The organism is Agromyces sp. C10 (assembly GCF_023217995.1).
Lineage (GTDB): Bacteria > Actinomycetota > Actinomycetes > Actinomycetales > Microbacteriaceae > Agromyces > Agromyces indicus.
This window is the reverse complement of record NZ_JALPSX010000009.1, coordinates 122,932-136,401: the sequence shown is the minus strand read 5'-3', so window position 1 is coordinate 136,401 and position 13,470 is coordinate 122,932. Positions and strand designations below refer to the sequence as shown.

The following is a 13,470-nucleotide window of genomic DNA, read 5'->3' as shown; positions in this document are numbered from 1 at the left end:
CATTCCAAATAGCTTGCATTTTCATTCCCTGCTCGCATATGGATGCAGTCGAGTTTCGAAGGAGAAGCCGCATGGCCGGGCGACCTGAGCACCGCGCCGCAGCGCCCTACGACCTCATCGTCGTCGGCGCCGGCATCAACGGCCTCGGCATCGCCCGAGATGCCGCAGAGCGCGGCCTCCACGTCGCCATCGTGGAGCAGGAGGACCTGTGCAGCGGGGTCTCGGCCTGGTCCGGCCGGCTCGTCCACGGCGGACTTCGGTACCTCGAGCACGGCGACATCCCGCTCGTGCGCGAATCGCTTCGAGAGCGCGAGCGCCTGTTCCGCCTGGCACCCCACCTCGTGAAGCCGGTACGGCTCATCATGCCCTTCTACGCCCGCAATCGGCGGCCGTCGTGGATGATCCGGCTCGGCATGCTCGCGTACGACATCCTGTCGTTCGACAAGTCGGTCGCCTGGCACCGGATCCTCCCCACGCCCGCGGTCCGACGCCGATTCACCGGGATGGAGGAGCGCGGCCTGAGCGGCGCCGCTCTCTTCACCGACGGGCAGGTCGAGTACGCCGAGCGCCTCTGCGTGGAGCTCGCGATCGCCGCGTCCGGGGCCGGTGCCGACGTGATCACCCACACCCGCGTCGAGGGCCTCGTCATCGAGGGCGGGCGCGTCGTTGGGGTGCGGACTGTCGACCGTCACGGCGAACGCGGGGAACTCCGCGCCGCGATCGTCGTGAACGCTGCCGGACCCTGGGTCGACACCGTCGCGAAGGACTCCGCCGAGGGCGGAGCCGTGCCCGCGAGCCGTGCGCCGCGCCTGATCGGCGGCTCGAAGGGCAGCCACATCATCGTCGACCCGTTCCCGGGTGCCCCCACGGACGTCGTGTACTACGAGTCGCAGTCCGACGGGCGCCTGGTGCTGGTGATTCCCTGGATGGGGCGGTACCTCATCGGCTGCACCGACCGTCTCTTCGATCAGGATCCCGACGCCGCCCGCGCTGAGTCCGACGAGATCGACTACCTGCTCTCCGAGGCGAACGCCCTGATGCCCGAGGCGAACCTCACGCTCGACGACGTCCTCTACACCTACAGCGGCGTCCGACCCCTGCCGTACGTTCCCGGCGTCCCGGAGTGGCGGATCCCGAGGAGCCACATCGTGCACGATCACGCCGCGACGGGACGTCCCGGCCTCCTGTCGATCGTCGGCGGGAAGCTGACGACCTATCGCCAGCTCGCCGAGGACGCGGTCGACACCGTGATGAAGCAACTCGGCCGACGCGGCCGCACCGTCTCGAAGGAGCAGCCGTTCCCCGGGGCGAGGTCAGCGGACCTCGACGGATTCCGCCGCGCCTTCGTGCAGACCAGCGGGTTCTCGAAGGAGACCGCCGAGCGCCTCCTCGGGCTGTACGGCGTTCGCGCCGCCCGCGTGGCCGAGCTGGCCGCATCGGATTCCACGCTCGGCGAGCGCTTCGACCCGGACAGCCCGGCGGTCGCCGCAGAGCTCGTCCTCGCCGTCGAGGAGGAGTTCGCGCGGACCCTCGCCGACGTCTTCGCCCGCCGGACGCTCCTCGCGTTCGAGCCGAGCCACGGGTTGCGGGGCGCGACGCGCGCCGCGGAGATCCTGGGCGATCGACTCGGCTGGGACGCCGACGAGCGGCGCGCCCAAGTCGCGGAGTACGAGCGCTGGCTCGATCACCTGCGCGTGCCCACGGCCGAGTCGGTGTCCGGATGACCCGCGGGCCCCGCGAGCCGGCGGACTCATGACCGGTCGATACGTCCTGGCGCTCGACGAGGGATCGAGCAGCGCCCGAGCCGTCCTCGTGGATGAGCGCGGAGAGACGGTCGCCGAGTCGTCGGAGCCGATCTCGCCCATCTTCCCGCGACCGGACTGGGTCGAGCTCGACCCCGCCGAGCTCTGGGGTGCGCTCGAGCGCTCGATCGCTCGCACGATGGTGAGTGCCGGTGCCACCGCAGCCGACATCGCCGCGATCGGCCTCACGACCCACCGCGAGACGAGTGTGATCTGGGACCGGGCGACCGGTCGTCCCGTGCACAACGCCGTCATGTGGATGTCGAAGCAGACCGACGACATCGTGCGCGAATGGTCGGAGTCGGGCTTCGACCCCGAGTTCCGTCGTCGCACCGGCCTACGCAATGACTCCTACTTCTCCGCAGGCAAGATCGCCTGGCTGCTGGAGAACGTGCCGGGCGTGCGCGCCGACGCCGAGCGCGGCCGGCTCGCCGTCGGAACCGTGGACAGCTGGCTGCTGTGGAACCTCACGGGGGGCGCGGTCCACGCGACCGACCCGAGCTCGGCGTCGCGCACCGCCCTCCTCGACCTGGCGGGCGCCCGATGGGACGACGAGTTCTGCGAGATCCTCGGAATCCCCACCTCGCTGCTGCCCGACATCCGACCGTCCGACGGATGGTTCGGCGACCTCGCACCGGGAATCCTGCCCGGGCCGATGACCCATCCCATACCCGTCCGCGGCATCCTCGGCGACCAGCAGGCCGGCCTCTTCGGGCAGGCCTGCCTCGCGAAGGGCTCCGCCAAGAACACGTACGGCACCGCCGGGGTCCTCACCGTGAACGTCGGCGACCGTCCGCAGGTCATGCCCGGCATGACGAGCAGCGTGGCCTGGCAGTTCGGAGACCGCGTCACGTACGAGGCCGAAGGCGTGGTCTTCCATTCGGGGCAGACCCTGCAGTGGTTGCGCGACCAGCTTGGCATCCTCTCCCACGCCTCACGCTCGGAGTCGATCGCGCAGAGCGTCGATGACAACGGCGGCGTCTACCTCGTGCCAGCGTTCGCCGGGCTCTGCGACCCGTACTGGGACCGCGACGTCCGCGCGGCGATCGTGGGGCTCACGCTCGACACGCACGCCGCGCACGTGGTGCGCGCCGCACTCGAGTCGATGGCCTACCAGACCCGGGACAACATCGATGCCCTCGAGCGCGGGGGCGTCCGCATCCCCGAGCTGCGGGTGGACGGCGGCGCGGTGGCCAACGATTTCCTTTGCCAGTTCCAGGCCGACATCCTCGGCATTCCGGTGGCTCGTCCGCGCGGGCTGGAGCGGACGGCACTCGGCGTCGCCCACGTCGCGGGCGCCGGGGTGGGAATGTGGACGCTCGACGAGATCGGGGAGCGCTGGGAACGCAGCCGCCGGTTCGAGCCGCGGATTTCGGCTGACGAGCGCGACGAGCTGTACGACGGATGGCGCGCCGCGGTCGAGGTCGCGCGCGCCCTTCCCGCACGCCGCCGGACCGGCACTGCCGTTCCGGTCGCCTGAGCTGGGCGTGCGTCGGATGTCGCACGGCCGCCGCACGGGCGGCCCGCACGAGCGACGCTCGCTCAGGGCGTCGCTGCCCCCGGCAGGCTCAGCGCCTCGCCGAGGTCGAGGCGACGCGTGCGCCCGACGAGGTGCCGGGCGATGCGCTCGACGAGCGCGTCCTCGTCGATACCCGGCGACTCCGCCCGGACCGACCCGAACGTGTCCGGATCCCAGTCGAACGCGAGCGCGGCGTTGACGTCGACGAGCACATCCCGCAGGCCATCGACCTCGCCGAGCGGCAGGGAGGCGCTCAGCAGGCGCGCGCCGCGCACGCGCCGCTGGGCGGTGCCCACCAGCTTCACCGATCCTCGCGCGTTCACGCTGTAGTCGCCGGGGCAGTACTCCCCCGGCACCGGGCCGAGCCGCGCATCGACGCCGACCTCGCGAAGCGAGTCCACGAATGCGGTCCCCGCCCCGACGAACGCAGCCCGATGGTCGAGCAGGCCCGTCGGCTCGACGGTGACGAGGTCGACCACGAGACAGGTCCGGTCGTAGGCCACCGCGCGGCCGCCGGCGGGCCGCACGACGGGATCGAAGCCGTGCGCGCGGGCTGCGGCCTCGGCATCGGCGAACCCTGGCAGGTTCGCCTCGCGCCGACTGAGCGCGACGGTCCGCAGCGGCCGGTACGCGCGCACGACCGGGCCGCGCAGGGCGCCGTCCGCGACGGCGCGCAGGAGCCGCAGGGAGTCCTCGAACGCCGCATCCCCCGCGCGGGGCGCGGCGTCCAGGATGAAGGATGCCGGTTCGTCGATGGTGTTCACAGATTGATCATGTGCCCTGCGAGGCCGTGGAGCGCCTCCTGGACGCCCTCGCTCAGCGTCGGATGCGCGTGCACATTGCCGATGAGCTCGTCGATCGTGAGGCCGCTCCGTTGCGCAAGGGTCAGCTCGGGCAGGAGTTCCGACACGTCGTGTCCGACGAGGTGCCCGCCGACCAGGGTGCGGCTGGATGCGTCGGCGACGAGTTTCACGAATCCGCTGCTGTCGCCGAGCGCATGGGCCTTGCCGTTCGCGACGAGCGGGAACGTGGCGACGAGCACCTCGTCCACGGCATCGCGCGCCTGCGCCTCGGTGAGCCCGAAGCTCGCCGCCTGCGGCTGGCAGTACGTGGCGCGCGGCATCATGCGGTGGTCGCCGACGCCCGCCGGATCGAGACCCGAGATGGCCTCCGCCGCGACCACGCCGTGCGCCTCCGCGACATGGGCGAGCGGCATGAGGCCCGTCACGTCGCCGATCGCGAAGATCGTCGGCACGCTCGTACGCTGAAGCGCGTCGACGGCGATCGCCCCGCGCTCGGTGAGCTCGACGCCGGTGCGCTCGAGCCCGTAGCCGGCGACTCGCGGCGCGAAGCCGACCGACACCATGACCCGCTCGGAGACGACCTCGACGGCCGTGCCGGCGGCGTCCGCGTACCGGACCGTGACGCTCGCAGCGGTCTCCTCGACTCCCGTGACGGTGGCGCCCGTCGCGATCCGGATGCCGATGCGACGCAACTGCTTCGCGATCTCCTTCGACACGTCGGCGTCCTCGAGTGGGAGGACGCGGTCGAGGGCCTCGACGAGCGTGACGTCGGCTCCGAACGAGCGGAGCAGGTAGGCGAACTCGACGCCGATCGGCCCGGCGCCGATGATGGTCATCGACTCCGGGACGCGGTCGGCGAGGACCTGCTCCTCGTACGTCACGACGCGGTCCGACCGCGTGACCCCGGGCAGCATCCGCACCTCGGAGCCGGTCGCCACAATCGCGTGCCTGAACCTGAGACGGCGCACGTCGCCGGCGTCCTGCACCTCGATCGTCTCGTCGTCGACGAACGAGCCGTGACCGTGGACCTGCGTGATGCCGTTCTTGCGCATGAGGTAGTGCACGCCCTTGGCGCGGCCGTCGCTGACGTCGCGGCTGCGCGCCAGTGCGGCGCCGTAGTCGAGGTCGATCTCCCCGACGACGCCGAAATCGGCCGCGTGCCGGCCGAGCAGCTGAGCCAGCTCGGCGTTCCGCAGGAGGGCCTTCGTGGGGATGCAGCCGATGTTCAGGCACACGCCGCCCCAGTGCTCGCGCTCGATGATCGCGACCGACCGGCCGAGCTGAGCGGCGCGGATGGCGGCGACGTAGCCGCCGGGTCCCGCGCCCAGCACCACGAGGTCGAACGACTCGACGTCACCGCCAGGCGACGGCGCCGAGGTCACGAGCCGAGCGGGGACGCGAGCTCCCCGATGAGCGCCGCGAGGAACCGCGCACCGGCCGCGCCGTCGAGCGCCCGGTGGTCGCAGGTCAGCGTGAGGTCGGCGATCGGCCGCCACTCGGGACCGTCGGGCCCCATGACGTGCCGCTGGGTCGTGGCACCGACCGCGAGGATCGCGGCTTGGGGGACGTTGAGTATCGCGTCGAAGCGGGCGATGTCCATCATGCCGAGGTTCGAGATGCTGAAGGTGCCGCCCGTGATGTCCTGCCGGGTGAGTGCGCCGTCGCGCGCACGGGACACGACATCGCTGCGTCGCTCCGCGAGCCCCGCGAGGTCGAGGGTCTCGGCGTGGTGGATGACGGGAACCGTCAGCCCCTTGGGCCCGGCCACGGCGATACCGACGTGTGCGTTGGGGAACACCGTCACTTCGTCCTCGCCGACGTGCGCATTGACTTCGGGGACCTCCATCAGCGCGCGCGCCGCCGCACGGACAAGCACGTCGGTGACGGTGGCGCCCGGCGCGACGGTCCTGACCTGCTGGGCGTGCGTCATGTCGGCCTCCACCGTGAGGTGGAAGACCGGCGCCTGCCAGGCCTGCACCATGCGCCGCGCAGCCGTGCGGCGGATGCCCGTCAACGGTGTGGAGACGCCCTCGGCGAGCGCCGGCGCTGCGGTGCTCACGACGCCACCAGGACCGGCTCGGCGGCGGAGGCCGACGCGCGTCCGGCACTGCCGTATTGGCGAATCTTCTCGACCGTCGCGTCGATCATGAGGCGCCGCCCCTCGGCCATGGCGTCCTCGAGCTGTCGATCGCCCGCGGCCCAGGTGGCTTCGATCCCACGCCGGAACGCGTGGCGGAGGTCGGTGTCGGCGTTCAGCTTGTGGACGCCCGCGTCGATCGCCGCCTGCAGCTGGTCGACGGGGACGCCCGACGCCCCGTGCAGGACGAGGGGCACGCCGGTCACGTCGCGGATCTTCCGGATCCGGTCGATGTCGAGGGGCTGGGGCTCGGCGCCCGTCACGCCGTGCATGACGCCGGCCGAGATCGCGAGGAAGTCGACGCCGGTCTCGGCGACGAACCGCTCGGCTTCCTCGACCTTGGTGTAGTGCTGCGACCAGTCGATCGACTCCGCCGCATCGGGGATGCTGCCGAGCTCGGCCTCGACCGGGATGCCGAACGATTGGGCGACCGTCACGACGTGCCGGGTCGCGGCGATGTTCTCCTCGAAGTCGAGGTGCGAGCCGTCGAACATGATCGAGTCGAAGCCGAGGCGGATCGCCTCGAACACCTCCTCGTACGTGCCGTGGTCGAGGTGGATCGGCGCGGACAGGCCCGACCGGTCGAGTTCGTGGCGCACCATCCCGTAGGCCTCGGCGAGCCCCAGGTGCGGCACGATGGCGCGCCCGATCTGGAGGAAGACGGGCGCCTCGGCGAGCTCCGCGGCCCGGATGAGCGCCTGGGTGGTCTCGGGGTTGTGCATGTTGAAGCCACCGACGGCGTACCCGCCCTCCCGGGCGGCGGCCACGATGGCGCGGGGGTCGACCGTGCTCATGGGCTGGTCTCCTTCCGGATCGATGATGCGGGGACGTCGTCGTCGCCGCGCTGGGGTGGTCGGGCGGGCGCCCGAGGGAACCTACTCGGTCTCGATGATTGCGACGACGGTGCGGACCTCGACGGCCTCGCCCGGTTCGACGAGGATCTCGGCGAGGGTGCCGGTCGCGGGTGCCTCGAGGGTCTCCTCGACCTTCTCCGCCTCGACCTCGGCCAGCGGCTCGTCCTCGACGACCGGGTCGCCGACGGCCTTCAGCCACTCGATGATCGAGCCTTCGCTCATGCCCATGCCCCACTGGGGCAGCAGGACCTCGATGCGTGCCATGTTCGTGTTCCTTCCGTGTGGTTCCGTGACAGCTATCGCTCGGCCATCGCGAGCTCGGCCTCGGTCGTCGCCGGGGCCAGGCCCGCCACGCGCCGGATGGCGGCGCCGATGGTCGCGCGGTTCGGGTACATCTGCTTCTCGAGCGCGGGGCTGAACGGGATCTGCATGTCGGGGGCGGTCACGCGGACGATCGGCGCCGTCAGCGCGTCGAACACCTCCTCCGAGACCAGGGCGCTGATCTCGGCGGCGGCGCCGCAGGTGCGGTGGGCCGGCTCCGCGACGACGAGACGGCCGGTTTTCGCGACCGAACGCAGGATGGCGTCCCGGTCGAGCGGCACGAGTGTGCGCGGGTCGATGACCTCGACCGAGAGCCCCTCGGCGGCGAGCTCCTCGGCCGTCGCGAGCGACTCGGGCACCGAGCTCGAGATCGCGACGACGGTGACGTCGGTGCCCTCGCGCGCCACCCGGGCCTGCCCGAGCGGGATCCAGAACTCGTCCTCCGGCACGTCCTCCTTCGCGCCCCACAGGATGCAGGCCTCGAAGGTGAGGACAGGGTCGTCGGAGTCGATCGCGGAGCGCAGCAGGCCCTTCGCGTCGGAGGGCGTCGCCGGCGCGATGATCTTCAGACCCGGCACGTTCATGAACATCGGGTACGGGCGGTCCGAGTGGTGGGCGCCGGTGTTCAGGCCGTAGAACATCGCCGAGCGGAAGACCACCGGCATCGAGGCCTGCCCGCCGAACATGTACCGGTTCTTGGCGACCTGGTTCACGAACTGGTCCATGGCCATGTAGAGGAAGCTCGAGTACGACAGATCGACGATCGGTCGCAGCCCGGTCATCGCGGCACCCGCGGCCGCGCCGACCATGCTCTCCTCCGAGATCGGCGTGTTGCGGATGCGGTTGTGCCCGTACATCTGGACGAAGTCGCCCTTGTCGGTGCGGGTCTTGCCGCCGCCGGTCGTGCCATAGACGTTCGCTTCGACGTCCTCGCCGAAGATGATCACGCGCTCGTCGGCGTCCATCGCCTCGCGCTGTGCGGCGCCGATCGCGCCGAGGTAGCTCATGACGGTCATGCTGCGTACTCCGTGTCGGTGTAGAGGTCGTCGAAGGCGACCGAGGGGTCGGGGTAGGGGCTGGCGTCGGTGAAGGCGACGGCGTCGTCGACCTCCTGCAGCACCTCGGCCTCGAGCGCGTCGAGGTTGGCGGCGCCGACGCCGATGCCCTGGAGGTGCTCGCGGAAGAGCACGATGGGGTCCTTCTTCAGCCAAGCTTCGCGCTCGTCCGCCGGACGGTAGTCGGTGCCGAGCCGCAGACCCTCCGAGTGCTCGTTGTAGCGGTAGGTCACGACCTCGACGAGGCTCGGACCGCCGCCCGAGCGGGCGAGCTCGGCGGCCTCGGACACCGCAGCATGCACGGCGAGCACATCCTGGCCCTCCTCGACGCGGACGCCCGGCATGCCGAACCCGGCAGCACGCTCGGCGATGACGCCGGAAGTCACGGTGTGCGCGGGCGTGCTGAGCGCGTACTGGTTGTTCTCGCAGAGGAACACCACGGGCAGCTTCCATACGCCCGAGAGGTTCATCGACTCGTACAGCACGCCCTGGTTCGCGGCACCGTCGCCGAAGAAGGCGAGCGCCACCTGGTCGGTCCCGCGCACGCTGGCGCTCAGCGCGGCGCCCATCGCGATCGGGATGCTCGAGCCGACGATGCCGGACTCGCCGAGGCTGCCGACGGAGAAGTCCGCGAGGTGGAGCGATCCGCCCTTGCCCTTGCAGACGCCCGTCGCCTTGCCGACGAGCTCGGCCATGAGCGGCCCGAGCGGTGAACCCTTGCCGATTGGGTGGCCGTGGCTGCGGTGGTTGCCGGTCATGTAGTCGCCGTCGCGCAACGCCATCGTGGCGCCGACCACCTGGGCCTCCTGCCCGATGCTGGTGTGCACCGTGCCGGGGATGTGGCCGCGCTTGACCATCTTGGACGCTCGCTCGTCGAAGGCGCGGATGCGCAGCATCCGTCGCTGCATCTCGAGCTTCGTCTCGGTGGACAGGGCCTCCATGCGAGGATCCCCCTTCTCCGGCTGGTCGCCGGTCATGTTCTCTGAGCGATCGGGTCGGGACCGGAGCGGTCTCCGGCCGCGGGCAGCAGCCGGTCGATCCGGTCGAGGATGTAGGTCGGGCGGTACTCCGGCGGGGTCTCGCGCACGTCGTCGACGCCGCTGTCTCCCGTGAGAACGAGCGCCGAGTCGATGCCGGCGTTGACGGCCATCCGGATGTCGGTGGCGAGCCGGTCGCCGACCATGATGGCGTCGGCCAGGTCGACGCCGAGTGTGTCGATCATTACGCGATCCGGCTTGCCCGCGTTGACGCGGCAAGTGACGCCGGTGGCCGCCTCGATGGCCGCGGTCACGGCGGCGGCATCCGGCTCGCCGCGCCCACCGGGGTACGGGCAGTACCGGTCGGGGTTGGTCGTGATGAGGAACGCCCGGCGGTGATGCCAGATCGCGTCGAAGGCGATCTGGAGCTTGCGGTAGTCGAACTCCCGGTCGTAGCTCGCGATCACGATGTCGATCTCGGCCGGGTCGTCCGAGATGCGGATGCCGGCGGCCTCGAGGGCGCGCACGAGGGGGGCCTCGGCGATCGGGAAGACGGTCGCGTCGGGGTGGTTGGTCCGCAGCCACGCCACGGTGCTCACCACCGTGTTGACGATGTCGCCGAGTTCGACCTCCACGCCCAGACCGCGCAGCTTCGCGAGGTACATCTCCGGGTCGCGCGTCGGATTGTTCGAGAGGAACACGATGCGCGCGCCCGTGCTGCGGATGCCGGCGAGGAGGTCCGCGGCACCCGGCAGGAGCTCGTCGCCGAGGTAGATCGTGCCGTCCAGGTCGAACAGGTAGGCGGAATAGCGCCGAAGAGGCGCGGCGAGCCGGGCCTCAAGGTCGCGGTCGAGGAGCGTGGTCATGCCGCGGCTCCCCTCAGGAGGGGGAACACCGGACGCAGGGCTGGGTACACAGCCCGGTACGCGTCGTAGTACGCGTCGTACCGGCGGGCCGACACCTCGTCGGGCTCGAACCGGGCACCGAGCGTCGTCATCGCCGCGGCCGCCGTCAGGATGTCCGGGTGGACGCCGACGCCGGCGGCGGCGAGGATGCCCGCACCGAGAGAGGTCGCCTCGTCCTGTCCGGCGATGATCACCGTCCGCCCGACGATGTCGGCAATGAGCTGGCACCAGAAGGGGCTGTGCGACCCGCCTCCCATGGCGACGAACTCGGCGACCGGCTCGACCTGGTGGCGCTCGGCCTCCTCGACGCACAGACGCAGCTCGAAGGCGATGCCCTCGAGGATGGCGCGGTAGATGTGAGCTCGGCCGTGGACGCCCGCGAACCCGACCATCACGCCGCCGGCGTGGTGGTCCCAGTACGGCGTGAGGGCGCCGTTCCAGTACGGCACGACGACGAGGCCGTCGCTGCCGGGAGCGATCCGGGCGGCGCGAGCCTCCCAGTACTGCTCAAAGCCGTCGGGCGAGTTCCCCCCGTCGCCCGACGACCCGAGGATCGTGTCGGCGAACCAGTTCACCATGTAGGTGCCCGCGCCGATGAAGAGTTCGTAGTCGAACGTGCCCGGCACAGCCCCGACGAGGGCGCGGTACGCCGAGCTCGGCTCGTATTCGCGGTTGACGGTCCCCGCGATGAGCCCGGTGCCGAGGTTCAGGTAGGCGCGCCCGGGCTCGGCGATGCCCGCCCCGAGGCCCGCGCACTGGCCGTCGCCGGCACCGGCGATGATCGGGAGCCCGGACGGGAGCCCGAGCTCACCGGCGGCCGCGGGCTTCAGCGCGCCGATGCGGTCGCCGGGCTGGTGGAGCGCGGGAAGCGCACGGCGGTCGAGGCCCACCGCACCCAGCAGCTCGTCGCTCCAGTCCCCCGTCGAGAGGTCGACGAGCCCGAGTGGATCGGCGCTCGCCGTCGAGGTCGCCCACAGGCCGGTCAGCCGGTGCACGAGGTACGCGTGCACGTCGACGACATGGCGGGTCGCCTCGAGCACCCATGGCTCGTGCCGGGCGATCCAGAGCAGCTTGTACCATCCCGGCGTCGGGTTGACCGGCTTGCCGGTCAGGCGGTGCACCCTCGGGGTGCCGTATTGCTCGACCTCGGCGCCGGCGCGCGAGTCGAGCCACAGCATGGCCGGCCGGATGGCGTCGCCGTGCTCGTCAAGGCAGGCGAAGGTCTCGCGCTGATGGGTCACGGCGAGGGCGGCGATGCGCGCGACGTCGATCGTGGCCACGGCGCCGCGGATCGCGGCCGAGGTCGCGGTCCACCAGTCGCGCGGATCCTGCTCGCCGTAGCCTGCGGCCGGCACGCTGAGCTCGAGCGGGGCACGGCCCTCGCCCACGCGCGCGCCGCCGGCATCCCACACGATGGCCTTCGCGCCGGTCGTCGAGCAGTCCACCGCGAGAACGAGGTCGGCGTTCATGCGCGCACCCCCTCGCCGGCCGTTCGCGCCCGGGACAGGACCCAGTCGACGTCGTCGTCGCTCCACCAGCCCAGGAGGTCGAGCAGGTCGACGATCGTGAAGCGGTTGCGCATGCGATGGCACCCGGCGACGGCCCAGCGCCATAGGTCGTCGTCGATCCACGGGCTGAGTTCGTCAGGCCCCGCGGCCGCGCCCGCGTCGCGGAGCGACCCGGCCAGCGCATCGGGCGTGGCGAGCGACGAGGCCGCATCGCCGAACAGGCCCGGCACGTCGGCGAGGAGCGCCGCGATGCGCTCGCGCTGCGCGTCGATGGCCCGGAGCTTCCGCTCGCAGTCGGACCAGCACTCGGCGCCGAGCCGACCCGTGGGGTCGAGATGGGCGAACGTGCGAAGCACCTCGGCCTCGGCGGCGACTAGGTCGAGTGGTGCGAGCACCGGCGCCTCGACGGCGGCGCGAGCAGCAAAGTGCTCCCAGGTGGCCGCGGCGACGACGGAGGCCGCACCCACCTGTGCGCCGTGCAGGCCCGTCGGCAGTCCGCGGGCCGCGGCGTGCATGTCGAGCATGTGGCTCACGAGATGCTCGACCCCGGAGAGGCAGGCGGTGGTGCCGGCGATCCCTGTGCCGATGCCGCGAATGGCGAGGACGCGCGTGAGCTGTTCGACCGGGGCCGGCTCGCCGTCGCTGAGGCCCGCGCTCCACTCGCTGGGGTCGCCGGCGAACGCCAGCAAGAGGTCGCGGGGTGTCGGGTGGAAGGTCGCGTCGAGTCCGGCGAGCGCGGCGAGCCGCCAGTCGGCCGGGGCCGTGAAGAGGGAGAGCAGCTCGCCGAAGCCCGCCGTGTTCAGTTCGGTCGGGGCCGTGGCGATGGTGACGGTGTCGGCGAGGACCGCGTCGGGCCACCGCGAGGGGATGGTGCGCTTGACCCCGCTCGAGAGCACGACCGAGACGTTGTCGGTGAAACCGTCGACGCTCGCTGCCGTCTGAACCACGACGAGGGGGATGCCGCCGGCCCGGTCGGTCGCGACCTTGCCGATGTCGGTGACCGTACCGCTGCCCACGACGACGACGACGTCCATGCCGGAGGCAGCCGAGGCAGCCTCCTGTAGAGCAGACTCGTCGGCGTGGAGCGAATGTCCGGGCGTGCCGAGAACGAGCCGCACGACGTCGAAACCGGCCTTCTCGAGCTGGGCCGCGACGGATCCCTTGAGGTCCTCGCCGCCCCGGCGGATGAGGGTCGCGTCGCCGAGGAGCAGGACACGCGCATCCTTCGTCCCCGCCCCTCGGTCCTCGAGGAGGCGGCGGACCTGGTCCGCTGCGTACGATGACGCCGCCGGCGAGATCTCGAGCCGGCGCATCCCGAGCGGAACGAGCGAGTCTGCGCCGTCGCTCGCCGAGATGACCGCACGCAGGGCGTCGAGGTCCGTCGGGTCCGTGATGGAGCCGAAGCGATTCATCTTTGGTCGCTCTCGCTCGGGGCGACGCGAATCTGCGTCACCGAAATTTCTATTCAGAGAGCGAATGGCCATTCGCTGGTCGAGAGCATACGAAGCTCGCGAACACATGTCAAGCCACCGCGATCGAGGGGAGCGCGTGCCTGGCCGTCCGACGCGGTTCCGCCGCCGGGCGTCGCC

General features: G+C 71.4%; 12 protein-coding genes. 2 read left to right on the top strand and 10 right to left on the bottom strand.

All coding sequences use genetic code 11. The annotated features are described in order from the left end of the window. Nucleotides 1-71 precede the first annotated feature (71 nt). Both glpD and M1L56_RS11785 read left to right on the top strand, forming a co-directional pair. Entirely contained in the window at nt 72-1,724 is a 1,653-nt protein-coding gene (gene glpD / locus M1L56_RS11790; protein WP_248599380.1) for a glycerol-3-phosphate dehydrogenase, read from the top strand. 28 nt (nt 1,725-1,752) lie between these two features. Then, entirely contained in the window at nt 1,753-3,282 is a 1,530-nt protein-coding gene (locus tag M1L56_RS11785; protein WP_248599379.1) for a glycerol kinase GlpK, read from the top strand. Nucleotides 3,283-3,344: 62 nt separating this feature from the next. Here the strand turns inward: M1L56_RS11785 and M1L56_RS11780 are convergent, their stop codons facing one another. From M1L56_RS11780 to M1L56_RS11735, 10 genes are all read right to left on the bottom strand, one after another. Continuing rightward, on the bottom strand, nt 3,345-4,085 hold the full coding sequence (locus M1L56_RS11780) for a lipoate--protein ligase family protein (RefSeq protein ID WP_248599378.1): 741 nt from the start codon (nt 4,083-4,085) through the stop codon (nt 3,345-3,347). Next, nucleotides 4,082-5,506 (bottom strand): dihydrolipoyl dehydrogenase, encoded by a 1,425-nt coding sequence (gene lpdA, locus M1L56_RS11775; protein WP_248599377.1) that lies wholly within the window; start codon nt 5,504-5,506, stop codon nt 4,082-4,084. The genes M1L56_RS11780 and lpdA overlap by 4 nt, the downstream gene beginning before the upstream one ends. Next, a complete protein-coding gene (locus tag M1L56_RS11770; protein WP_248599376.1) occupies nt 5,503-6,183 on the bottom strand; it encodes a 2-oxo acid dehydrogenase subunit E2 in 681 nt (226 codons plus the stop codon). The genes lpdA and M1L56_RS11770 overlap by 4 nt, the downstream gene beginning before the upstream one ends. Then, the gene (locus tag M1L56_RS11765; protein WP_248599375.1) at nt 6,180-7,055 is read right to left on the bottom strand and encodes a class II fructose-bisphosphate aldolase; all 876 of its coding nucleotides are present in this window, start codon (nt 7,053-7,055) and stop codon (nt 6,180-6,182) included. The genes M1L56_RS11770 and M1L56_RS11765 overlap by 4 nt, the downstream gene beginning before the upstream one ends. Nucleotides 7,056-7,136: 81 nt before the next feature. Next, the gene (locus tag M1L56_RS11760) at nt 7,137-7,379 is read right to left on the bottom strand and encodes a biotin/lipoyl-containing protein (RefSeq protein ID WP_248599374.1); all 243 of its coding nucleotides are present in this window, start codon (nt 7,377-7,379) and stop codon (nt 7,137-7,139) included. 32 nt (nt 7,380-7,411) lie between these two features. Continuing rightward, the gene (locus tag M1L56_RS11755) at nt 7,412-8,452 is read right to left on the bottom strand and encodes an alpha-ketoacid dehydrogenase subunit beta (RefSeq protein WP_248599373.1); all 1,041 of its coding nucleotides are present in this window, start codon (nt 8,450-8,452) and stop codon (nt 7,412-7,414) included. Further along, the gene (locus M1L56_RS11750) at nt 8,449-9,432 is read right to left on the bottom strand and encodes a thiamine pyrophosphate-dependent dehydrogenase E1 component subunit alpha (protein ID WP_248599372.1); all 984 of its coding nucleotides are present in this window, start codon (nt 9,430-9,432) and stop codon (nt 8,449-8,451) included. The genes M1L56_RS11755 and M1L56_RS11750 overlap by 4 nt, the downstream gene beginning before the upstream one ends. Before the next feature lie 32 nt (nt 9,433-9,464). After that, nucleotides 9,465-10,334 (bottom strand): HAD-IIA family hydrolase, encoded by an 870-nt coding sequence (locus tag M1L56_RS11745; RefSeq protein WP_248599371.1) that lies wholly within the window; start codon nt 10,332-10,334, stop codon nt 9,465-9,467. Then, nucleotides 10,331-11,842: an FGGY-family carbohydrate kinase gene (locus M1L56_RS11740; protein WP_248599370.1), complete on the bottom strand. Its 1,512-nt coding sequence runs from the start codon at nt 11,840-11,842 to the stop codon at nt 10,331-10,333. Before M1L56_RS11740 ends, M1L56_RS11745 begins: the two co-directional genes overlap by 4 nt. Then, a complete protein-coding gene (locus tag M1L56_RS11735) occupies nt 11,839-13,293 on the bottom strand; it encodes an iron-containing alcohol dehydrogenase (RefSeq protein ID WP_248599369.1) in 1,455 nt (484 codons plus the stop codon). The genes M1L56_RS11740 and M1L56_RS11735 overlap by 4 nt, the downstream gene beginning before the upstream one ends. Nucleotides 13,294-13,470 lie beyond the last annotated feature (177 nt).